Raw genomic sequence first — 25,534 nt, forward strand, 5'->3', positions numbered from 1 at the left:
GTCAGATCACTGCTTAAAATGAACCTGTAAACCAGTTCCCAAAACATTGAATTGTTATTAGATGGTTCAGTTAACGATGACTTTGTGTTTACTTGTGGTACAATTCTCCGCACCGTCTATATCAGCACATTTAGGGCCATTCTTTGTCGGATGGCCCTTTCTTTATAAGTGATTATGGACGACTGAATAGCTTCATCAATTTGATGTAAATCGGATTGACCATAAGACCAGTCGGGCTTACGGAGTATCTTTTCCCCGTGTCCAAGTGGCGAATTTGTTCCATTTCCTCTGCGTTCAACTCAAAGTTGAATAGATCACTGTTCTCTTTTATCCGCTCAGGATTTGACGATTTCGGGATCGCAATAATGCCCTGCTCCAGATGCCAGCGCAAAATGACTTGCGCCACCGACTTTCGGTGCTTTCTAGCGATTGTAAGCAGTTCTGGATGCTCCAGCAGTTCTTTGCTCCCCTGTCCCAGCGGGCCCCATGCCTCATGCAGAATCTGATTTTTCGCCATATAATCATGCAACTCACGTTGTTGGAATTCCGGGTGTGTCTCGATCTGATTCACCATCGGCAAAATCCGGGCGTGTTTCTTCAGGTGCTCCAAATGCTCGATCTCGAAATTAGCTACGCCTATGACTTTGATTCGGCCTTCATCGTATAACTCTTCCATCGCTCTCCAGGCATCTACATAATGGGGACCCGCAAAATGAATTAAATACATATCGAGATACGTTACGTTCAGTCTTTGGCACGTTTGCTCGAATGTTTTTCTTGTCGCGTGGTATCCGAGATCCGTTGTCCATGCTTTCGAGGTGATGAAGAACTCTTCCCGAGGAATGTCACTTTTTTGAATGACTCGGCCTAGCGCTGCTTCATTCCCGTAAATTTTCGCTGTATCAAAATGGCGGTATCCGATTCGAATCGCCTCTTCAACCGTCTTTTCGAAGGACTCCCCCTGCTTGATTTTATATAAGCCGAATCCGAGTTGCGGAATATCCACTCCGTTTGATGCTTGCATTGTAAGTTTCATCAAAGATCGTCCCTTTCATTGGTTCGGGATCGTGATTCCGTGACTGGCTCCTCACATTGTTCAAACAGCTTATCAATTTCACTCGCCAAGTTTTTCAACGACTTCAGCTTGCTTCCGGCGTCCAGCCGATAAAAGTTACGAGTTCCTTCTTTGTGAACGCTGATAATCTGCGCGTCTTTCAATATTTTCAGATGGTGCGATACAGCAGGCCGGGAAAGGTGCGTTTGCACTCTGATCTCACCCACACGCATGCCCGTTTTCTGCGGCCCTTGAATCAAAGCCATCAAGATCGCCTGCCGAGTCTCGTCTCCGATGGCATTCAGCACCTTCTGGTTGTTCTTAAATTCGATCGCGATTGTATTCAAAAATTGCTGTTCGACGGAAATCTCCCCTTTCGTTGAACCGTTTAATTCTTTTGACGAATATAAGATACCATGATCTCAGACACCGTGACGCATCGGGAAAGAAATCCAAGAACAACATTTTTCCAATTGCACGGGAGTTCCCGATAACTTGCTGTTACTTGTGATGGTACGGTTCACCATATCGTCTAGAGGGTCTCGCTTTATATGCTAGGCAGGCATAGTGATATTCCATCTATTAAATAAATCCCAGTGTAAATGAACTAGGCCATATTTTGAAAATTAAATGTGTTAAACTTAAACGAGCATTGCCTATCTATCCTAAACGATGCTACATAACTGAATATAGGCCGTTTATACAACAAATATAGTTAGAAAGGAACCGCCATGAAGCTTTCTCTGAAGCAACCAATGAAGTCATTGTTAATACCTGTGATTCCCGGTGGAATCATGACAATTCTTATATTTTATTTGGATTACTTTCACTTCGAACTTGTTGAAAAATTTCTACTGTTTGCGGCATTTGTCATTGTTCCTCTTGTCATTTTGCTTTTGAGATATGATGCGAAAAATAAACAGCAACGAATAATGTATATCCTTATGAAATGGCTTCAATATCCGGCAGCACTTCTCACCCTATTTTCCGTCATGAGCAATAAGATGTGGGGATTCGAAGACACGGCAACACCAGGCTTGCTCTCCCTAGGATGGTTACTGTTCACATTACTGCTTGGCTTCTATGGCTTGATTACGATTGGGATTGCTAAAGGAAAAGCAGCGGAAATAGCAATTGGCGCGGGACTCGTTTACTTTTTTATCGGGGGAATATGGTTCACGTTATATCAATATCAAGTGGATCTCTTCAATGCTAATGTGGCAACACACGCGCTAAGCTCGGTTCACTTTCATTTCTCATCTGCGATTGTTCCGATTTTTATTGGTGCACTGGGAAGGATTATGACAAAAAAAAGCTGGTATCCCTGGGTGGTTGCCATTGATATCATCGGACCCCTGTTGATTGCTTTTGGTATGATTTTCTCCAAGCCGATTGAGTACGTTGGTGTCGCTTTGTTCGCATGTAATATTGTGGTTTATACCGCTTATCTCCTGGCTTACTTGAGAAAAAACACTTTAAATATGAAGGCATCCTTCTTCCTAGGCCTTTCTTGTCTAACCTTTTACACGGTTGTTGTCATTTCCATCTTCTATCCGTTACTGAAAAATATGTACTCCTTAACCATTCTCGATTTTATTCCCATTTACGGAGCTCTGCACGCGTTCGGTTTTGTCTTATGTGGATTGATTGGTTGGGTGTACATGGTGGACTCTATTCAGGAAAAAGACTTGCCTACGAAACTAGATGGATGATCACATACAAATTCAAACACCCTCCGTCCCCGTCCCATCTATTCCAGAACGAAACAAAAGATATTGAAATGCTATTCTTCAGTGTCTTCGGTAAGGATACTATTCTATGACTGTCATTAAAGCTGTTTGATTATTCCATCAACTCGTCAACCAAACTTTTTGCACGTTCAAAATCGGTATCTTTCAAAGCCAATTCAATTTGCATTTCAACAGCCTTTTTCTTTTATTCATTTCCCAAATATAGTATTTGTTAATATGACTGGTACAGATCATTTGCCTGAACTTACGCATACTCATTTTTCTAATCCTCTTGCCATCAATTGTTTTTTAACTCGGTTGTAAATGTACGTCGTTGTTGTTTAGGCATTGTATATATCCGCTCCTTGCACTAATTTGTAGGTTGACTTTAAGAAAATTTAAATTTAAGCATCGGCTTCCTTTTCAAAAAGTATATATGATGAAAATCTTACTGAGGTATGTCATTACTAAAAAAAATGACACCTCAGCCCTTAAATTGGGTGAGGTGTCATTTTTCTTTGATCAGATACAATTTAAACGGTTTGCTTCTGTTGATTAAGCACTCTACGATGTTTACCACGAAATGCGAGATTTACAGTGTTTACTGCTTTATCGGCAACTTTCGCTTCAACTGAACTACATTTTTTGCATACTGTAACTTGTTTTCCTTCCGAATTAGTCACAGTATAAAGTAGCTTAATGCGGGTTGATAGGCAAATTGGACAAGTACCTCTACCCTTAGAAGGCACATTCCATAAACCCTTACCGCGTTTCGTTTTAGCCATAAGGAGACCCCTTTCAATATAGAAACATAAATATATAATATCAACAAACAAAACGATTGTCAATTATCCCCAATGATTAAGTACTGTACAATCGCAAAATTAGTTCCATTTAGATGCAAAGTATATCTCTTCCCTTAGCTCCCGTAAACTTAGAAGCTCCATAACCACATCCTAAAAAAAAACGTCTCATACGTGTATTTTATTATCAATGGGACATTCAACTACTATACATTCGAGCACATTTTACAGATGTTTCGAATTAGGATTTATTGTTAAGGCTCTCATGAGCAAAACTTCTTGACAGGTAAATCCCCCGTTGAGCTAAATCACTTCACAGTGAATCATCCCCTTTAAGGTCTCATATTCTAATTTAATACTAAATAACCTTTTATTTTATGTGACAGATTGTAATATGAAGTGCGACACCTACTGGAAATAAATAAAAAATGGCCCATGGCCGGATTCGTGTAGAATGAAGGTTCCTACACCACATTCACACAAGGAGAATCCACCATGAGCTACACACATCTTAGCATAATCGAACGCAGCAAGCTAGAAATCCTCCACAAGCAGGGGAAATTTCCGCAGGGAAGTGGAATCCAGAACTGGCGAGTCGCATCGAAGAAAAGCTTCAGGCGACCTGGTCTCCGGAACAGATCGTAGAGCGTTTGCGTCAGGAAGGTCAAGCGATGGTAGGTTTTAAAACGGTCTATCGTTGGCTTTATACAGGCCGCTTGGTGAAAGGCGTGCTTGCCGTCCTCAGACACAAAGGGAAACGTCGRAAGCCGGCAGAAACACGCGGGCGGTTTGCTRTGGGCAAGCCCATCTCGCAGCGTCCGAAAGAGGTCCGTAACCGGGAAACCTTCGGCCATTGGGAACTGGATACGGTGGTCTCGGGCCGTAGGAAAAGCAAGGGCTGTGTAGCGACGTTCATCGAACGGAAAACCCGCTTGTACACAGCGATTCGCATGCCGGATCGTACCGCATTGTCCATGGAGATTGCCTTTGGGGTAGCGGCTTCGTAGTACCCTGTCCGTGCATTTCAAACCGGTACCGCAGACCGTGGCAAGGAATTCGCCTGTTACACCAGCCTGGAAGACGTTCATGGCGTGCAGGTGTATTTTGCAGATCCCTATTCCTCCTGGCAACGCGGCTCGAATGAAAATGCTAATGGCCTCCTGCGAGAGTTTTTTCCCAAAGGGACGGATTTTGCCCAGATCACGGATGAAGCTCTGGAAAACGCTCTGGACTTGATCAATAACAGACCACGTAAATGCCTGAGTTGGAGAACCGCTCACGAATCCTTTTCAGAGGAACTGTCGCACTTGGCTTGACAATCCGTCATGTAATTTTAACATTTATAAAATTTCTAAGCCCACTTCAATTATCTTTTTCTCATCTAATAAGCTAATTTGTATCTTAGCTCGTTTCTTTCTTTTATCAACTTTTTGAATGATGTCCTCTAGACCCTTTAACGGGCCGGAAAATACTTTTACATTTGTGTTGCTACAATCGACTTGAGAATACTCAATGATCTCATTTTCATTTAAAAGCCTCATGATAACTTTAATTTCTTGTGGGCATATCGTTTGAAAATACTCTTCTTGATTGGATGAGCTTTCATTATACGTATATCTTAATAATCGATAGACATTCGGAATTTCTCTAATCTCATAATAACGCTTTGCATTCATCACGGTATGTAAAAATAGGTATCCAGGAAACATTAGCTTTACCACATGTGTTACTTTCCCTTCTCTCCTCTCAGGAACTTTCCTTTTTGGAAGCAAACATTGGAGTTCATTTGAATCGAATCTTTTTTCAATTATGCTCTTTATTTGACTCTCGCGTCCCGATTGTACATATATAGCATACCAATTCATCTTTTCAACCACACTCCCGCGTAGCTTATCAAATAATTATCTTAAACTTAACCAGCACGCGAGAGTTTGTCAATATTTATATTTTATAACTTTAAAATTACTTCTTTGAAAATTAAATACTTAAAGATATAATTCTGTCAAAACCGTGGTGAGCACTTGGCTTATGCGAAACCATGATCACAGTCCGTTTATGCTTCTGTAACATTACTTCCTTCATTACCTTCTCTTCTGTTAGATAATCTAGGGAAGAGGTGGCTTCATCTAAAATTAAAATTGGAGAGTCTTTTATGAGTGCCCTAGCTAATGCAATACGCTGCCTCTGACCGCCCGAAAGATTTGTGCTTTCCTCATTCACCAGACTTTCATATTTCAGGGGTAGCTCCATAATAAACTCATGTATGGAAGCAGACTTTGCAGCTTGGATAATTTCCCCCTCCGTCGCATCCGGCTTTCCGAGCCGAATGTTTTCAGAGATTGTCAAATTAAACAAAAAACTATTCTGGGGAACGTACGCAATCATCTGACTTAGGTCCTCTGAAGAGTAGGTATAAATGTTTCTGCCGTTAAGCAAGATCTCGCCTTCATAGTCCACATTAAGTCCTAAAAGCAGCTTAAGGATTGTACTCTTTCCAGACCCGCTATCTCCAGTAATTGCGATTAACTCGCCCTTGTCGATTTTCAAATCTTTTTTATAAAGAATTTGTTTGCCGCTTTCGTCGCAGTAAGTGACTTGATTAAACTCGATATGGGAATTATTTTTTTGTTCTGTAGCTTGTCTCTCATACACTTTATGGTGCTCCGAATGGGGGAGATTATCGATTTCAACGATGCGTTCAATTGCAGGAATGGATGCACCCAGTTCAATAAGAAATCTACCAAGGTTGTTCAACATAAAGTTTAAACCGAATAACAATTGACTGATGGCCATCAGATCTCCTAACTCTGAAATACCCCGAACAAAAAACAGACAACCAATGAGAATTAAAATAAGGTTGGACAACCAGCCGAACAAATAGTTGGTGCTGTCTAAATAGGCATACCGTTGGTTGTTGCTAAGGAATGCTTCGGTAGCCTCTTTATTACTCTCCGAGAACTCCTTATACCTGAACTCTTTCATCCCGTACAACTTCACGATAAGTGATCCTGCTAGTAAATTATTCAATCTTTCTGTCATTTTCCCCATGCTTTGCTGCAAAGTTCTTGATGTCGCCTCGACTCCCCGAGTCATACGTGTATTTAAAATAGCAATCAATATCCATCCCCCTGTAAATACAAGGGCATAAAACCAGTTTAATATCATCATTGAGATTAATGAGCTAATACCGAACACGATTGCGAAGCAAATATTATAAACTTCTCTTGATAATACCCTCTGTACTACGTATACATCGTTCGTGATTCGAGAGAGCATATCACCACTTTGTACCTCCTTAATAGACTTTTCGCGCTTCTGAACCAGTTGCTTATAAAGCCTCAGCTTCAGAGATCCAATCGCATTGAGTACAATTCGATTAAAGAGGAAATGCGAACAGAAAATCACAATAACTGATGCAAGCACACAAAAAACAGTGAGTATTAATGTTCTAATAAGTGGCTCCGTATCATTTATTATTACAGAGTCGACTACATATTTAGTCACAAAACCAACAATGATATAAAGCGAAGCTTCCGCCATACTTTTGGCGATCATGAGAACAATGTAAAACGCTTTTCGACCATCCACTATTGATAATAGAAGTCTGCCTTTTTTCCATGCCGAGATATTCAATCTGTTACCTCCTTGATTGCCAGACGATTACTTCGGGATTGAATCTTATTTAATTCCTGATAAAGTCCTTCTACTCTTAAAAGATCTTGGTGCGTCCCCATTTGAACGATTCGCCCGTTGTCCATAACAAGGATTAAATCGGCATGTTCCATAGCTGATAATCGATGTGTCACAAACAACATTGACTTCTCACCCAATTTTTCTTGAAGAGATTTTAATATTTTCCTCTCGCTGTTCGCATCAAGAGCTGAAGTGGCTTCGTCCATTAATAAAATAGGAGCATCCTTATAGATACTCCTCGCAATCGCGACCTTCTGTTGCTGTCCGCCCGAAAGTCTATTTCCCCGCTCTCCCACGGAACTCCCAGTGCTATCCGGCAATACGGAGATGAATTCGTCTAAATCAGCCAATTCCACTGCTTGAGCCAATTTTCGACTGTCTGTGTACTCAGTACAACTAATGTTTTGCTCAATTGAGCCTGGGAACATATGAGGATCCTGCGCAACTAAAGCTATTAGGCCTCTTAAGCTCTCTATATTCCAATTTTTAAGATCTCTTCCATAGACAGCAACTGTTCCTTCAGTTGGTTGATATTGACCGCATATCAGCTTAATAAGTGTACTTTTCCCACTCCCACTGGGACCCACCACTGCAACGGTCTTACCCGCCTCAACCGTTAGGCAAATATCACGAAGGACAGGTTCCTCTGATTGATAACCGAATGATACGTTGCAAAATTCAATAGCTTTAGATGAACTCGGCGTTGTTGTATCTCCCCCTTGCTCTTCTGCCCGAATATCAAGATTATCAAATATTATTTGCGTAGCTCCTGTAACCCTTCTTACGTTCGATGTGAAATCGGGTAATGCTTTTAATGTTTCATTAATATAATTTTGAAGTTGAATAAAAGCAATTAATTGACCCAGTGTGATTTCATGATTAAGGGTCAAATAACCGCCGTATATACTGCAAATTAGCAGTGGAGCCAACCCTAAAGACACCGCTGCTGGAATAATTGAGCTCTCTATAAAAAGTACTTTCTTGGCATAATAAACGGATTTCAGGATAGCGGTTTTATATCTTTGATAGATATGGTCAAAGATGTTGAAACTTTTTATAATCTCACTTCCGCTTAAGCTCTCAAGAAGTATCGCATTACTTTTCCCATGTTCTTCTTGTTCACTACGCGCATACGTTCCAATTGCCTTGCTTAGCTTGTTACTAATAAATATAGCCACTGGTACTGCTATTAGCCCAGCTAACAGAAGTTTGATATTAATAATCGACAATATCACCAGTGCAAGAATTGCCCTCACATATTGATGCACGTAGCTTGGAAGTTCTTCCTTCAAAAATTGATGAAGCGTATTGCATGCCTCAAACAGTCGCGAAGTCAACTCTCCCTTCTTGGCTTGTTCTAAGTAAGGAAGAGAAATATCTGCAAGATGACGGAAGATTCGATTTCTGAGTTCTTCCAAAGTATAGGCTGCAAACTTGCCTGAATTGATAATGCTCATTGAATTTATAGCGAATCCCAGTATAATCGTTAGGCATGCTACTGTAGCGAATAACGCAACCTGCATGTAAAATTTATTCAAAGCCAAATCAATGATCTTCTGCAAAAAGAACGCCATGCCAATATCGATTCCAACAAAAATTAATGCACATATTATACTAATTATTCCGAACTTACGACTCCTTGCTATAAAAGGAAATAATCGCTTATAAAATGCGATTAGCTCTCGTATCATGACAAAACTCCCCATTATTTTCTTAATTAAAATAATTAACAATTAACACGCTCGGATAAATAAACAAGAAGTTCGCGTAATGACTTAAAGTATTGCTGGTCCAGCTTCTCCTCATCAAACTCAAAATCAAATTCTGACTCGATCTGGACAAGAATCGTAATATATGCAAGTGAACTTAATCCAACCTCTTCGATCCTTTGGTCCCAGAATTCGTGACCTTGAAGTTGCACCTGTAATACCTCTTCTACGATTCGTTGCATTATTTGTGCCAACTCAGTGTCTACCATGTTCCACCTGTCCTTTCTTCTCTTTATTCGGAATAGAGTAATTTTTGGGCATACTCTCGCTCCATCGTTATCACTAACGCCATCTTCTCTTTAAGCTGATTAACGTTCTCATGATTCCGACTACCCGAATTGGTTAGTCTGACAAAAAGAGCTCTAATCAAGTTCCATATCTTAAGGATATCGTCAGCACACCGTCCCACAAGCGGCACATTATGCATTAGCTTATTAAATCGATATGATTCTACTTGTTTGCACTTAATGATTTCATTAATTTTTTCAATGATCACACGGCCTTCTGTTATAGACAGATGATTAGCCTCAATATAAGAAATGAGATGACTGACAAAAAGCTCGAGATTGTTATTGCTTTCTTCAATAACAACTGCATGCTTTTGCAAAGCTACCATATATTCGCTGTCACTTGAATACGGATTTTCAAGCATAATAGTGTCTTCTCGCCTACTAAATATATAATAGGTAGGTATATTCTTTAATTGAAAACGCGTACAATATGCCTCATAGCCGTTTTGTACAATTTCAAAATCAACCCATTGTTTCTCATAGGACAACGTGTCTTTATGCACCTGCTCAATCACCAGATATTTTTTTTGTGCCTCATCGTAACCGCAGATCAATATAGTGTGTGGCAGATGTTCCTTTTTATATGTGTCTTGCCGATTAATCATTTCGTAGCAATCCACCCAAACAATTACTGGACAATCCCTATCCAAACTCAACTTTGCTATAAGCTCATTGAATGCTCCATGATGCGCCTCTGTTTCCATTTTAAGCCCCAGACGTTCCTGCATTTCCGACCAATTTTTCAAAACAATTGATTCCACAGCAAATTCCTTCCATGTAAATCCGTTGTGATATACAAATATGTCGTTCAAAAGCACTGTCTCTATCGAACAGTTGTAGTGACTTAACACAGGTAAAAACGAATTATAGAAGCAACTTTTGTAAAACAATTCATTAAAAGGAATCATCCCTTCAATTGTTACGGTAGTATCTTGCGTTATTGGAGTTCTCGATTCAGAGTTTGGATTCTGGAACGAATGAATAAACGAAGCTAAATTCTCTATTGTTTCTTGCATATAGATATCGGTAATAGTAATGCTTCCCGGATACTTTTTGTTAATCTCCACAGCCAACTGTGTAGCTAATATTGAATCTCCTCCAACGTCAAAATATTTACGCCGAACATCGATCTCCTCAAACCCCATAACCCTGGACCAAATTGAAATCAATTCGACGAGAGTATGCTCTAGTGATGAATCGGTATTGTTTACACCTTCTTTGTTGAGATGTCCACCTACCTCCGAGTTATTCAAAGAATTACTTCTAACATCACCAACCCAACACCGAATTGGATCAAAAGGGTATACAGGTAAATTTAATCTTCTAAGTTTAAATTTCGAATAGGCCTTATCCCAATCGATATCCGTCCCTTCGATGAAAAATCTAGCCAGCTCTTTCAAATTGCTTTTGCTGATACGGCCATCAACCATCTTATAGAGTAGCTCAGAGGCACGTTTTTCTTTCGCTACATCTGCGATACCTCTCCTCTCCCCCCCAAATAGATGGTCGATTTCTTTATTTCCTTCGTGAAAGGTCTGAAGTTGAAGTGTAAGCTCTTTAACGTTTTCAAATATGAAAGCAACTCGGTAGTCCAATTGGTCTCTTCCAGTGTTAACTGTAAAACAAAGACTAGCGGGATCAACATCAGGATTAACAAGCAAATATCTATAATATTTCTCGATAAGGGCTCTCATAGATCCTTCGCTCATAGCCGACAGTGTGAACAGATGCGGCATTTCTGACGGCCATCGATCACGCTCTCCAAGCCCGCCAGGAGTATAATCAGGAGCTTCCTCCAGAACAACATGGCAGTTCGTGCCGCTCAGTCCGAACGAACTTACACCACATTGTCGCGGCAAGCCGGAAGAGGCCCATTTCTCTAGCCGATCATTTAAATAAAAGGGCGTATTCTCGAATGGTATCTTTTTGTTAGGCCTGGCGACATGCAAAGTACGAGGTATTTGCTTATATTTCAAAGCAAGTACAGCCTTCAATAGTCCTACAGCTCCTGCCATATGATCTAGATGTCCAAGATTCGATTTGACTGATCCTATAGCACAATATTGATTCTTATTCGTATGGACTCGGAAAGCCATTGTCAATCCTTCTATCTCTATCGGATCACCCAGTTTAGTTCCGGTACCATGAGCTTCGATGTAGCTAATGTTACCCGCAGATGTTTTTGCCCGCTCCCAAGCGGCTAGAATTACATCTCGTTGTGCCATCGGATTAGGTGCAGTGATGCCGATCGAATTGCCATCCTGATTAATAGCACTTCCTTTAAGAACGGCATATATGGAATCGCCATCATGCTTTGCCTTAGCTAAGGGCTTTAAGGCGAAGGCAATAACGCCCTCGCCAAACCCTGTACCATCCGATTGATCGTCAAAACTTCTTGCTTTGCCATCAGTCGAAGCAATGCCAATATGCTCAATCACTGAACCCTTTAGAGGAAGCAAATTAATCTTAGCTCCCCCAACAATAGCTTGTACGCAATCCCCATTACGAATGGCTTCGCATGCAAGATGGAGGGCAACCAGCGTAGAAGAACAGGCAGTATCAATCATGAGACTTGGCCCTGTTAAGTCTAGTAAATACGCCAATCGGCTTGCTGTCATTGATTTTACATTTCCTGGAACGGAGATACCATAGGATTCGGGATCGAAAGCAGCTACAGCATCTTTGTACTCTTCTCCGAAATCAGAGCTGTGACCCAAGTAAATTCCGGTCTTAGTACCAGACCACTTGCCGCCCCCATATCCCGCATCTTCAATCGCCTGCCACGCTGTCTGCAAAAATAGACGATGGTTGGGGTCAATAAGTGCAGCTTCTCGCGGTGAAATTCCAAAGAATGAATAATCAAATTGGTCGATATCCTCAAGATACGCCCCCGCCATATACTGGTGGTTGTCGAGGGTTCCATTCATCATATTCAGCATACGGTCTGTATCTTTTCTCCGTTTTTCCGGGAATGAAGTATTGAAATCATCACCATTTTGGAGTCGCTCCCAAAATGTGCGCCAATCATGTACTCCTGGCAAATTACAAGCAAGACCAATGATCGCAATGTCTTCTGGAGTTGTATCTTTCTGCTCCTGCTGTAATTGAGAAATTAGCTCAGCTGCGATTAAAGGATCGATTGTACCACGCGACGTTTGCTCCACCACATAGCGCAACATTTTACTCATTCTTACGCTTCATCTCCCCAATGTTGTATAAAACCTCGTCTGTGCTTATATTCCCTTGGCTGACCTGATTCAGCAGGGCGAGAATACGTGCTTTCTCCTCTTGCTGATCCGTCTGATTCAATACCTCTTTCGAACCACTTAATCGCAATTCAAGGTATTTAGCAAGCTTGTTTATTGTTGGATACTTGAAGAAATCTACAATTTGAAGTTCTAAACCTATTACCGATTCCAATCTCGAATTGAGACGAGCTACCAGCAGAGAGTTACCACCAATGTGGAAGAAATTATCATTTGTACGAACTCCTCCGATACCAAGCACTTCTTCCCATAATTCCTTAATTCTATCAACCATTTCATTTGTTGATTCCTCATATGTGAGCTTTGTCTCTACCGAATGGGCATTCGCTAGCTTCTGCAATTGTCTCCGATCTAACTTGCTGTTTGGAGTCAGCGGCATTTCCTCAACAGGAATCAATAAGGATGGCATCATATAACTTGGCAGATGCCCCTCTAATGAACGAATGAGTTGCTGTTCATCGCAATTATCACTCGGTGTATAAAAACATACAAGACGTGCGATATCACCTTCGCCGTGGAGTACCACGCCACATTTTGTAGCCATCCCAGTTTGCAACACGCGACCTTCTATTTCACCGATCTCGATTCGATAGCCGCGGAGCTTTATAAGCCCATCATTTCTCCCAATATATTCTACATTCCCATCTGGTCTAATTCTTCCAATATCTCCAGTCCGATACAGAGTATTTCCAGAGGCATCCATCACAAATGACGTTCGGGTTTTATCGAGATCTTTATAATAGCCATTAGTAACATTTTTGCCCTTAATCCATATTTCCCCAGCTACGCCAATCGCACGACTTTGCCCGGATACAGGATCAACGATTCTAAACGTATTCCCGACGATTGGCTTACCTATCGGTATTATCGCCTTTTCGAAATCGCCTGCTGTAACACGATAGCTAGATACCCAAATGGTGGTTTCCGTCGGACCATACATGTTTAGCAGCTGGCAGTTCGGTAAGCAATGCAAAATAGCTTCTGCAAGATCTCCACCCCAAGGTTCTCCTCCAATCATAATAGTTCGAAGCTTCATAGCATCCAAGAGGGACGATGAATATTCAGTATTTTGGCATGCTTCTAACCAAATTGAAATAAGGGCTGGTACTGATTGCCACACGGTTATTTCGTTATCCACCAAGAAAGACAACAATCTCTTTGGTTGTCCTAACATATAGTCAGACGTCACGTATAGATGTGCGCCATTCAGAAGTGAGCCAAACAGCTCAAAAACTGAGATGTCAAAACTAATAGAAGTAACTGAGACCATACGATCATTAGTAGTAATGTCTATTTCCGTTGTTGCCCATTTCAAGAAATTCGCCACATTAGCATGTGAGACCATCACACCTTTGGGTACCCCTGTAGAGCCAGACGTGTAAGTTATATACATCAGTTGATCCTGATGGACCTTACGGTGTGGGTTTGTTTTGGGGTGCTCCCCCTCTGTCCGACTGAAGGATGCATAATTAATTACATCTTTGCCCTTATATCTCTCCGTCATTTCGTTGAAACGCGCGTTCAACGAGTCATCCACAATGATAATTTCCGCACCCGATTGCTCAATAATTTCGGCGATTCTTCCCTCAGGAAGAGTCCTATCGATTGGGACGTATGCTCCACCGGACTTCATAATTCCCAGCATGGCCTCAATAACTAAGCAACTCCGATCCATCAGGACAACTACAGGTTGATTCGGTTGTATGTTCTTCATTATTAGATAGTGGGCGAATCGGTTAGCACGAGCATTCAATTCTCCAAAGGTTACGGTTCCCGATTCATCCGTAACTGCCGGACGTTCCATATGTGCGTTTGCGGCATGTTCAAACAGTTGATGAACAGTCTCCGTCGCAATAAATCTGTCGCCGCCATTCAATTGCGTGTTAAGCCAATTCTTTTCATCAACTGGTAGCATATCAATCTCGCCCACTGCCATACGAGAATTAACGGTGACAGACTCTGTGATATTTCTAAAGTAGGTCTCCAACCTTACAATCGTCGCATGTTCAAATAAGTCAGTATTATATTCGAATCTAGCGGCAATTGTCCTCGAGTTCTCCTTACAATGCAAAGAAAGCTCATGCTGACTGATCCCTTCGTGCTTAAAAGGAACATTTTCATAGTATTGAAAGAATGCAGTATAGATCGGGTTGCGTGCCATATCCCGTTCAGGATTCAGAACTTCTACCAAGTCACTGAATGGGTAGTTTCCATGACGATAGGATCTGATACATTTTTCCCTTATTTTCTGCATGAGTTGCTCTACGGGGTCGTTCGCGTTCACAGATACGCGTATACATACTGTGTTCATAAATAACCCAATTGTATGCTCAAAGCGCTTTTCATCTCTTCCAGAGTATGGGGTACCAATAACAAGTTCGCTAGTACCAGAAAGTTTATTAAGCATAATAGAGAACACTGCCAGCAGTAGCATGTGCATAGTGACATTTAACTCGCGAGCTATTGCTTTTAATTGTGCCGTTAGAGCCTCATCCAGTTCAAATTCTAATGAACTACCGTTATACGTTTGAATTGGCGGCCTTGGGAAGTCAATTGGAAGGTCAAGAACAGGAACATTACTTCCAATTTCCTCTTTCCAGAACGCTTCTGCCTTCTGATAGCTTTCAGATTGTTTCCATTCGGCTTGCTGCTCTATCCAATCGGAGTAATGTCCTGCTAAAGGCTTTAGTAGCCCTTCGTCCCCTGTTGCCTCAATGTCGTAACAAACAAAGAGCTCCTCTATGAACAAACGGTACCCCCAGCCGTCAGTAATTAGATGATGCAAGCTTACATAAATGCGATGATCAGATATACCTAGCTTAAAGACCTTTACTCTGAAAAGTCTCTCCGAGAAGTTGAATGGTTGCCCCGATTCTTCCTCTACGGACTTCTTGAGTGCAAGCTCTGGATCAGACTCTCCAGATAAATCTACACATTCGATGCGATAGGGAAGCTTTTGCAATAACATCTGAATAGGTGAACCCGTTTGCTCCGATATAACCGTCTTCAGAACGCTTTGCCTATCAATTAATCTGGCTAGCCCGCGATTTAGAATTTCTAAATCAACTTCCCAATCTACCTTAAACACCGCAGGCATATGGTAGGCAGTCAATCCTGGATTAAGCTTGTGTAGAAACCATATCCTCTTCTGGGCCGATGATAATGGCAGTGCAGCCATATTAGGTTCCTCATCCAGTTTTGTCCCATGCGTCTCCTGTCCATCCCCATTTACATTGGAAATGTGCTCAGCAAGCTCACTGATAGTAGGATTTTCAAACAAATCGCTGACATCTAGCTTGTGAAGAATTGAATCGTTAATTTCGTTTACGATTTTGATAGCCTGAATCGAATCTCCGCCTATATTGTAAAAATCGTCAAATATGCTAATTTCATCTAATCCAAGGTATTTACTCCACACGGTACTAACCATAATTTCCATAGGCGTATACTCATTGGTGTTTTTTCCTGTAAGCGCTATTTTCCCTACCAAAGTTGCTTTATCCATTACTTTCTGTCGATGCTTTTTGGCTTCCCCGTAAATAGAAGAAGAAAGCTTAATAGGTAAAGGGACATCCAGATCGGCAAAAAGCTCGTGCGCATAATTTAATTCACCTGCAATTACATTGACTAATTGAGTTGACATTAGCGTTTGGAGTAAATGGACACCCTGGTCGGTTCCAATCGCTTTAAAAATGTTATCCTCATTAACTCCATAATCAACGGCCATTCCGGTTTCTTTCCAGGCAGCCCAGTTGATGGACAATGTTGATTTTCCTTTCAGCGCTCGACCCCCAGCATATGAATCCAGATAAGAATTCGCTGCCGTGTAATCACCCTGACCCATGCTGCCAAGCAAGGAAGCAATGGAGGAATACAAGATGAAAAAGTCCAGCGTGTCTTCTGAGGTGAAATGATCAAGAAGCCAAGTACCATTGATTTTTGGCGCAACCACCTTTTGGAATTCTTCGACTGATTTCCGAATAAGGAATCCATCTCCTGCTACGCCTGCACTATGAATTATACCGTTTATAGACGTAAATTTTTGTCGGATTTTATTAAACGTTTCCATCATTGAAGTTGCGTTAGAAACATCACATCGATACAGGTGAATTGTTGCTCCCAAAGCTTGAACTTCCTGCAATGCCTTTACTTTCATGGCCAGTTTAGCTTGGCTAGGCGTCTGAGTAATTTCCGTCCAACTCTCCGGTGTCGGAAACTCCGACCTATGTAGGAGAATTAGCTGAATCTGTTTTTGATGGGAAGCAAGCATTTTCGCACTTTCAAGCCCGATTCCACTCGTTCCCCCTGAAATCACATAAACCCCGTCGTTTCGAATCTGAAGATCACCATTTTGCTCTGACAGGTCTACTGCATTCTCCAAAACCTGTACATAACGCCTACCGTCGCGCGTCGACACAGCATACGAATCTGAGTACGTCTTGATCTCATCTAGGAGCATATCGTCGACAGCAGAATCTCCCAAATCAATCGTTCTACACAGCAAATTAGGATATTCTTGCTGAATGACTTTTCCTAAACCAGCTGCCGCAGCCGCTTCCGATTGTATAAATGTTTCCCTTCCATCGATCATGTACGCATTTCGAGTAATGATGACAAAGTCGATTGTCTGCCGCACCTTCAAACTTACCATTGTTCTAACGAAATGAAATAAACCATACAAGCTCTTATTGAGTCGATGGTCTAAATGTGCGATCGTCTCTGGTTCTACCGTCTCTTCTCCCCCTATGAAGAAGAGCACGCGACCAACATTTACCCAATCAAAACGAGCAAGTTTGGTTTCGAAACGCTGCTGTACTCCTATTCCTGTATCGTCTCCAAGTACATCACCATAATAGATCTCATTGACGCTCTCCCCCGATGCTCTTAGACGCTGCACTAATTGCTGACAGTGTTCACTTCCGTCACCCCATACCAGCGTGCTTCCGGAAACCTTACGAAGTTGGTGCCCGATCTCTTCGGGTTGCCAATTCAATTGAAATAAAGCATGATTATTTCGTGTTTGATGAAGTGTCTTGTAGATATTACCTACCCTTTTGAAAGAGAATCCTTCGATCTCAAGAACAACTTGTCCGGTGTGATCAACAACGGAAATGTCGAACTTTGCAATCTCACTTTGTCCATCCTTGCCCTTCCTCGGCTTAATAATGCTGTAAAGGCGTCCAGGCATACTACCATACACATAGACTCGGTCATAGCCAAAAGGTAAATAGATATCATTATTGGTTAGCGTTACGAATCCAGATCCGACAGCGATATCCAACAGTGAAGGATGAAGTATATACTGGCTTAAATCAGCTTCAAAGTCATTAGGTAGCTCCAGATAAGCAATCGTCACACTTTCATTTTTGTAAATATCCTTCAGACTATGCCAACGAGGTCCGAAGGTAAATACCCCCACCTGTTCGCTATGGTCAATATGCATGTGATCCATAGAAGCATCCAGTAATGTATTTATATCATATGAAGCTGGAGCAGGTACGGGAATCGCGCTCATTTCACCTGTTGCGTGAAGTGTCCATTCTTTATTGTTGCCTTCTTCACTCGAAAGGCTCGCAACCCGAAATGTCAGCTTATTTTGCTCTTTTCTGATCTGCGTATGGACAACCACTATATTTTCTTGCCCGACTACCAGCGGCTCATAGAATTGCACCCCTCCGATGGACGTTATCTGTTGATCTTCAAATGCGAGACCTGCCTGATAAGCCATCTCCAAATAGGTTGTGCCCGGAACTACACATTCATCAGCGATTTTGTGGTCGGTAAGCACCCATTGTTTATGGGCTTGAAATTCCGTCTTATAAATCTTCGTATCAAAAGAGTCCACAATACATTCGTCCAGTAAGGGATGAATTGAATGATACGTAGGCAGGGTCGGAGTACGACGGACATTCTCATTGCCCTCTTTGGCTGCAGATACCCAAAAGCGCTTCGCTTCGTACGGATAAGTTGGAAGATGGATCAAATTATGCACGTTATCATCGCCATAGTGTCCCTTCCAGTCAACGTCTGCCCCTTGCACATATAGCTCGCATATCTTCTCGTAATAGATTCTGTCTGTTGGTTTTGCGGATTTTATAAATTCATCTGCCTGTCTAGAAAGGATAAGCTTTCTCTCTTCTGTAGACATTTTGACGGCGTCCGGCTCCGGAAGGCTTGCATTTCCAGTCCATATACCTTTTTCTCTGAGCCATTCGTGACCAGCATCAAGTTCTCTTGCAGCGCGCAGTTTATGCTTCAATTCCTCGACACTCTCCACGATCATTGCCACTCGGCAAACCATGTGGTTCCTTCCAAGCTGGTTAGTATAGCAAATATCCGTAACAGATAGCTCCGAATTGTTTTCCAAATGGTACAGATACAAGTCGATATATTCCAACAATTGCTTATTGTTCTTAGCCGAAAGAGTAAAGATTGACGCTCCAGTCTGACTCATTTCTGATTTACGACTTAACGTCGGGGCCTCTTCAAGCACAACATGGCAGTTCGTCCCACTGAATCCGAAGGAACTGATCCCACATCTTCTTGGAACGCCAGGTTCAGTCTGCCAGCTTTGTAGACGACTGTTGACATAGATTGGCGAGTCCGCGAAATCGATCAGCGGATTCGGCTTTTCAAATTTTAATGTCGGTGGGAGCTGCTTATGCCGAAGACTTAATATAACTTTGATCAAAGACGCTATGCCCGAAGTTCCGTTGGAGTGGCCTATATTGGTCTTTACGGAGCCAATTCCGCAAAATTGCCGCTTATTGGTATGTCTTCTGAACGCTTTAGTGATGCCCCTGAGCTCGATTGGATCACCAATTTTTGTTCCGGTTCCATGGGCCTCGATATAGGATATGGTCTCCGGGTTCACCCCTGCTTTCTCCCATGTCGTGCATAGAACTTCTTCTTGCGATTCCGCACTAGGTGCTGTCAGACCATTGGAAGCACCATCGTTGTTGATTCCCGTACCTTTAATAACGGCATATATATCGCACCCGTCTTTAATCGCATCTTCCAACGGACGTATTAATACGGCACCAAGCCCTTCACCCCACACCGTACCGTCGGCTTTGTGGTCGAATGCTCTCAGCTCATAGTTAGGAGAGTCAAGCATGCTTCCTTGCGTAGGTAAAAGCATAACATTGACTCCGCCGACTAACGCAAAATCACAATCACCTTCTTCAATTGACCGGATAGCTGTATGTAACGCTACAAGTCCGGATGAGCAAGCCGTATCGATAACCATGCTTGGTCCGAACAGGTTCAAAATATAAGATACTCTTCGTGCCAAAATACAAGTAACGGAGCCAGTACCTTCAAGCTCGTTCTCCTCCGAAAGGAATGAGTATCCTAACGTATTGGAGGTATCCATACCAACAAACACACCGGTCCGCGAACCATACATCCGCTGCCCCCCGTAACCTGCATCTTCCAGTGCGGACCATGCTACCTGCAATAGAAGCCGTTGTCTAGGGTCCATCAATTCCGCCTCTTTCGGTGATATACGAAAGGAAGATGGGTCGAACTTATCAATGTCGTTCAAATAGCCGCCGATTCTGTAGCGTTTGGGATCGCTTTGCAGTTCTTTAGGCAAGAATAGATCAGTGTCTTTCCGCCGCTCCGAAGGAAAGTCACCGATCGTACATTTGCCCCTCGTTAACAGGTCCCAATACTCATCCAAATTCTCAACACCAGCAAATCGGCAGGACATCCCAATGACAGCCATGTCTTTCGACTTCCTCTTAGTAGAGCCTTCTGTGGTATATAGCTCCTCCATATACATCTTAGACTCATCAACTGAAAGCTGGTTGGTTCTCATCTGTTCGAAAATATACTGCTTTACTTTTTCCATATACCGGCTCCCCCTTTTTTAATCAACTGATCTAATTGTTCCGCTGTAATTTCCCCATCTTTGAAGCGCTCCATCAGTACATCCAGGGACATATGCTCGTTACTTATTGACGATGCAGGAGTAGTACCGGGTGCTGAATCTAGAATGCCCTCCAGATAACTAGCCAACTCCGAAATTGTCGGGTAAGAATAAATATCTACAATATGGACCTTATCAGGGAAATATTCGTTCAATTTCCTAGTCAACTGGGTTGTTGCGATCGAATCTCCCCCCAGTTGGTGAAAGTTGTCGTGGATGCTGATTTGTTCCCTTCCCAAAACTTCTGACCAAGCACTTCCTAATATTCGTTGGATTTCCGTATAACCTTTTACTTCCCCTCCCAAAAGCTCCACCTCCGAACTACCTCTGATTGAATTACCAAGCGGTTCTATTGGTGCATAACCACTGCCAGCTTTACTATGCAAATCTTGTTTATCAGATGCTCTTGCCGCTTCGCCAACAATTACATTCGCCATTTGCCTCTTCAAAATTTCTTCGAACATTTTGCTCGCCTTGTGAGGCATCAGTTCCTCATATGCCACGTCCCCGTAAGCAGTGGAACCAGCATCAATCTTTGAGCGATTTCCCATTCCTAATTCTGCCCATTTAACCCAATTAATGGATGTGTAGGAGCGACCATTCCTTCTTCTATAACAAGAGTAGGCATCCATGAAGGCATTTGCAGCTGCATAATCTGCTTGTCCGGGTCCACCAGTGAGTGCCGAAATGGATGAATACATAATAAAAAAATCAAGCGGCTCATCTTGTAACAAGCTATCCAAGATGACTGTCCCCAGAATCTTCGGGTATAATACAGCATTCATTGACGCAGCAGACTTACGGACAATATAATATTCTCCTCCTACACCTGCGCAATGCACAACGCCCCTTACCCTTTTGTACTTTATCTTTAACTGTTCGTACAACTCAGACATGACTACCTGATCAGCTATATCGGCCGAGTAGACCTCAACCGTTGATCCATCCTGTTCAATTTCCATCAATGCTCGTAATTGCCGAATCCGTCCTATCTCCATTCCAGCATCGATGATCGCTTGCCATTGTGTACGATCTGGGAATGGCCTCCTGCAAGTCAAGGCAAGCCTGATTCGTTTACGAGAGGAGAGAAATCTAGCCGTTTCCAATCCCAACTCACCGGTTCCACCAGTAATCAAGTAGACACCGTCATCCCTTAACGGAATATTTTGAACAGGGTAACGCTCACGGCTAAATTTCTCCACCACTTCCGTGTAGATCTGTCCCTGGCGATACGCAAGCAAATAATAATCTGAGGCCATGCTGACTGCATGAATTATCTGTGGCATAATGATTTCTTCCCCAATATCCAGAGCACGGCATCGCAAATTCGCATATTCTTGTTGAATTGACCGCCCGAATCCAAACACTGCATTACCCGCCGGATTCAGTGCTCTCTCTTTGCCGTTCACTTCATTTATATTCCAACCAATGAGCAGTAGTTCAATTTCATGCGTCCACTTCATCTTGCAAACAGCACGTGTCAAGTGATACAACTGGGTGACATTGGTAATCGCCCGCTTGCCTATTGCAGACGGAGACTGGTCTGTCTCTTCGGAAATACAATATACGACTTTCGAAAAACGGATAGCGCTTACTTGTTCAAGTAACCATTCGTAATCAGCTTCTTCCCCAGAAATCTCAAACGTCTCATTTCCTAGTTGACTTGAAGTGCTTGCCCCAAGGTGAACAATAACAATCTGATGACCCTTCTGCTCCAGCGACCTGCAAATCTCTGTGCTTTTCCCATATCTACCGCAGAAAAACAATACCGAACCGGGCCGACTTGGTGATTGTTGCTCAAAGGCAAGTGAAGGCAAGTCAATCGGTCTCCACTCAATTTGATGAAGAAGGGAGTCTGCTACATGCTGGGACGAGACCCAGCATCGTTGCTGTTCAAACGGTGTAACCGGCGCACTGACTCTATTTCCCGGACGGCCCTGATAGAACGTCTCCCAATCAATTGCTTGTCCAGCCAAATATGATTCCGCCAATCTAGATGCTTCACGATAATACAGCTCAGATTCTGGTACGGACACGGTTACCCTTACGTCTGCTGTCATGTTCAAATCTTCATCAGATGCTGCCATTTCCTCCTCTGATGCGTCATTAAGCCATTGTTCCAACCGTTCTAAACATTGTTTTTTATTACGTGCAATAATTGCCGTTCGAACCTGATTATGTGTGCGTACCGTTGCCATGGTGTAACAAATATCCTCTAAACTTGGACCATCCGGTGTGGCAAGCATGCGTTGAATCTGTTTAACTAACAGTCTAAGCCCGTTATGGCTTCTCGCAGACAATACCAAGAGATTCCAAGGGCTATTATTTTCGCGGTCAAGTGCCTGGGTAGGAGAATACTCTTCCAGAACCATATGGCAGTTCGTTCCGCTTAAACCAAATGCGCTGATTCCGCAGCGTCGAACTCCCCCATTTGTTTCCCATTCCACCGCTTTGTCATTGATGTACAAGGGCGAATCTTCAAACGCAATTTCCCGGTTAGGTTTCGTAAAATTCAGCATGGGAGGAATTTTTTTATGCTTCAAAGCCAATATGGCTTTGCAAAACCCTGCGATGCCCGCCGCACCGTCCAAATGACCAATATTAGTTTTTACGGAACCAAGTGCACAGAACTGCTTTTTGTCCGTAAAATGGGAGAACGCCCTCTTGACGGCTTCGGCTTCGATGGGATCGCCCAGCTTCGTGCCAGTACCGTGAGCCTCCCATAGCGTGATTGTGGAAGGATCAACTCTCGCATCCTTCCATGCCTTGAGAATGACTTTCTCTTGGGCTTGAACATTGGGTGCCGTTATCCCCAATGAAGCACCGTCTTGATTTACCGCGCTCCCCTTAATCACAGCATAGATATGATCTTTATCCCAGATAGCTCTGTACAGCGGCTTAAGTAGCACGGCAGCATGTCCTTCTCCGATCCCAGGGCCTTCTGAGCTATCGTCAAATGATCGCGTACGAGTGGAGCTTAATCCAAGATGGTCTGGTCCTTCTAAAGGAAACAGATAGGTTTTGACGCCACCAGCCAAAGCCATGTCACATTCTTGGTTTAGGATCGCCTTACAAGCTACATGCAGAGCAACAAGACTTGAGGAGCAGGCCGTATCAATGACCATACTTGGTCCGTTAAGGTTAAGGAGATATGAGATTCTGCTGGCAATGATTGATTTGACATTCCCCGGAATAGCCATAGCAATTTCCTTTGTTTCCATTAACTGAATGAATCGATAGTACTCCTCCTCCATATCTCCACTACATCCGACGTACACCCCCGTAGACGAACCATCAAGTTTCCCGCCTCCGTACCCTGCGTCCTCAATGGCTTGCCATGCAGATCGAAGGAATAACCGCTGGCGAGGATCCATGAGTCTGGCTTCCTTCGGTGTTAGCTTGAACAACTCATAATCCAATCGGTCGATCTCACTCAAGAATCCGCCTTCCCTGAATCCAGTTAACGGAGGAAGGAACGTCTGCTGGTCGTAAAAGGCTTCGATGTCCTGCTGCCGTTGTCGAGCGAGGGGACCTACAAAATCGGTTCCGTTAGCTAGATGTTCCCAATACTCTTGAAGATCTGTAGCTTTCCCAAAACGGCCGGCCATTCCAACCACAGCAATATCGTTATTGTCAATATCTTCAATTAATAAGTTCGAGACTGAGTCGGCTGGCGCGTTATTTGGAATCAGTATCTTTTTCATAGTAACTGCTCCTTACTCGACAAGAACGCGACTCCCAGTCATGTCAATGAAATTGGGCTGAAACTGATTGATGTTAGTCTCTCTCATTAATTGCTCAAACCGCTCGCGCTGCTCTTCTTCAGGTGTAAGTTTCGTCTCAAATACGCTCCGCAGCATATCCATTGCTTCTTCAAGCTCCTCGTAGTTTGGTTCGCGCCCTGTGGTTTCAAGTTGCTCTTCCAGCACTTTTATTCGACGATAAGGCATTAATACACCCCTCTCATATGCCTCGTTATCCCAATTGCGGTTGCGGGTGCATACGGCAATCGCTAAACAACGGCTGATCAGTTTCATTTTGGATTCACGTTCACTTTGCACTTCTGGCACGCTCAGAGCGCTCCACTGCTCAACATCATCAGCCAAATCAAACGAGAAGGCGCGAACAGAAGGATAATTCTTGAATAGATTTTTCAGTATCTTCTTAGGGCCAAGCTCGACAGCTGTATCGATGCCCTTTGATACTAAAAACTTCATCGTACCGTTCCAACGAACAGGCTCCACAATTTGTCTGCTTAATAACTCAACAATCGTTTCTTTGCTCTGGTAGGGTTTTGCATAAATATTGGAGATTACTGGGATTTGAAGATCGCTATACTTAATGGTCTTTAGCGCTTCTTCAAATCGGTGAGCCGCCTCCTCCATTAACGGGCTATGAAAAGGGGCGCTCACCTTCAGATACACCACTTCTCCACCTTCTTTTTTCAAAGCTCCCTCTACACGTTCAACTGCCAGCTTGTTACCAGATACAACGAGTTGATTGGGAGAGTTATAATTCGATATAACAGCTATGCTCTCATCCGTAGAGTGCAAACGGCATAACTTTCTGACCTGTTCCTCTTCGCAACCGCTGACAGCAATCATTGCACCGATATTGTCACCGAGCGATTGTGTCATCAATGATCCGCGGAGTCTTACCAGACGAACCGCATCGGCAAAAGAAATTGCACCACTGACCACTAATGCCGAAATTTCTCCTAGGCTATGCCCAGCTAGATAGTCTGGCGTCAATCCTCCATTGTACTTATAGACGCGATACGCTGCTATGCTAGCTGTAAGAATTGCCGGCTGAGCAAACTCTGTTGCTGTTAGTGTCTCGGGATCCCCCTCGAAGCAAAGTTTCGAAAGTGCAAATCCCAGGGCCTCATCACTTTCTTCGAACGTTTGTCTGGCCACGTCCCACTGATCGAACCACTTTTTACCCATCCCCACATACTGTGAACCCTGACCTGGAAACAACAGTGCTATTCTCATTT

Annotated in this window: 12 protein-coding genes and 2 pseudogenes; 2 read left to right on the plus strand and 12 right to left on the minus strand. The window is 42.9% G+C overall.

The window, feature by feature from the left end; translation table 11 throughout:
• Positions 1–172: 172 nt before the first annotated feature.
• Both AB4Z30_RS08735 and AB4Z30_RS08740 read right to left on the minus strand, forming a co-directional pair.
• Positions 173–1,036 carry an aldo/keto reductase gene (locus tag AB4Z30_RS08735; protein WP_441925301.1) on the minus strand — a complete coding sequence of 288 codons (864 nt, stop codon included), beginning with the start codon at positions 1,034–1,036 and terminating at the stop codon, positions 173–175.
• Complete coding sequence (locus AB4Z30_RS08740) at positions 1,036–1,422, minus strand: ArsR/SmtB family transcription factor (RefSeq protein ID WP_441925380.1); 387 nt, start codon at positions 1,420–1,422, stop codon at positions 1,036–1,038. Before AB4Z30_RS08740 ends, AB4Z30_RS08735 begins: the two co-directional genes overlap by 1 nt.
• Positions 1,423–1,785: 363 nt before the next feature.
• Between AB4Z30_RS08740 and AB4Z30_RS08745 the strand changes: the two genes are divergently transcribed.
• A complete protein-coding gene (locus AB4Z30_RS08745) occupies positions 1,786–2,766 on the plus strand; it encodes a YndJ family transporter (protein WP_441925303.1) in 981 nt (326 codons plus the stop codon).
• A 130-nt stretch (positions 2,767–2,896) separates the two neighbouring features.
• Here AB4Z30_RS08745 and AB4Z30_RS08750 read toward each other — a convergent pair.
• Positions 2,897–3,087 (minus strand): annotated as a pseudogene (locus AB4Z30_RS08750) (ABC transporter ATP-binding protein); the annotation flags it as partial.
• Between the two features lie 230 nt (positions 3,088–3,317).
• Positions 3,318–3,569, minus strand: coding sequence for a hypothetical protein (locus AB4Z30_RS08755; RefSeq protein ID WP_441925305.1), 252 nt, complete (start codon positions 3,567–3,569; stop codon positions 3,318–3,320).
• Positions 3,570–4,082: 513 nt separating this feature from the next.
• Between AB4Z30_RS08755 and AB4Z30_RS08760 the strand changes: the two are divergent.
• Positions 4,083–4,903, plus strand: a pseudogene (locus tag AB4Z30_RS08760) (IS30 family transposase).
• A 24-nt stretch (positions 4,904–4,927) separates the two neighbouring features.
• Here AB4Z30_RS08760 and loaP read toward each other — a convergent pair.
• The 8 genes from loaP to fabD all read right to left on the minus strand — a co-directional run bounded on the left by loaP (position 4,928) and on the right by fabD (position 25,532).
• Positions 4,928–5,452 (minus strand): antiterminator LoaP, encoded by a 525-nt coding sequence (gene loaP / locus AB4Z30_RS08765; RefSeq protein ID WP_441925307.1) that lies wholly within the window; start codon positions 5,450–5,452, stop codon positions 4,928–4,930.
• A 112-nt stretch (positions 5,453–5,564) separates the two neighbouring features.
• Positions 5,565–7,220, minus strand: a complete 1,656-nt coding sequence (locus AB4Z30_RS08770; RefSeq protein WP_441925309.1) for an ABC transporter ATP-binding protein — start codon at positions 7,218–7,220, stop codon at positions 5,565–5,567.
• Positions 7,217–9,013 carry an ABC transporter ATP-binding protein gene (locus AB4Z30_RS08775; RefSeq protein WP_441925311.1) on the minus strand — a complete coding sequence of 599 codons (1,797 nt, stop codon included), beginning with the start codon at positions 9,011–9,013 and terminating at the stop codon, positions 7,217–7,219. The genes AB4Z30_RS08770 and AB4Z30_RS08775 overlap by 4 nt, the downstream gene beginning before the upstream one ends.
• Positions 9,007–9,258 carry a phosphopantetheine-binding protein gene (locus AB4Z30_RS08780; protein WP_441925313.1) on the minus strand — a complete coding sequence of 84 codons (252 nt, stop codon included), beginning with the start codon at positions 9,256–9,258 and terminating at the stop codon, positions 9,007–9,009. The genes AB4Z30_RS08775 and AB4Z30_RS08780 overlap by 7 nt, the downstream gene beginning before the upstream one ends.
• A 23-nt stretch (positions 9,259–9,281) precedes the next feature.
• Complete coding sequence (locus AB4Z30_RS08785) at positions 9,282–12,527, minus strand: beta-ketoacyl synthase N-terminal-like domain-containing protein (RefSeq protein ID WP_441925315.1); 3,246 nt, start codon at positions 12,525–12,527, stop codon at positions 9,282–9,284.
• Positions 12,520–20,460, minus strand: a complete 7,941-nt coding sequence (locus AB4Z30_RS08790) for an amino acid adenylation domain-containing protein (RefSeq protein WP_441925316.1) — start codon at positions 20,458–20,460, stop codon at positions 12,520–12,522. Before AB4Z30_RS08790 ends, AB4Z30_RS08785 begins: the two co-directional genes overlap by 8 nt.
• The gene (locus AB4Z30_RS08795) at positions 20,448–24,242 is read right to left on the minus strand and encodes a beta-ketoacyl synthase N-terminal-like domain-containing protein (protein ID WP_441925318.1); all 3,795 of its coding nucleotides are present in this window, start codon (positions 24,240–24,242) and stop codon (positions 20,448–20,450) included. The genes AB4Z30_RS08790 and AB4Z30_RS08795 overlap by 13 nt, the downstream gene beginning before the upstream one ends.
• Before the next feature lie 12 nt (positions 24,243–24,254).
• Positions 24,255–25,532, minus strand: a complete 1,278-nt coding sequence (gene fabD, locus AB4Z30_RS08800) for an ACP S-malonyltransferase (RefSeq protein WP_441925320.1) — start codon at positions 25,530–25,532, stop codon at positions 24,255–24,257.
• Between the last annotated feature and the right edge of the window lie 2 nt (positions 25,533–25,534).

The sequence above is a fragment of the Paenibacillus sp. 2TAF8 genome, from assembly GCF_052114825.1.
Lineage (GTDB): Bacteria > Bacillota > Bacilli > Paenibacillales > Paenibacillaceae > Paenibacillus.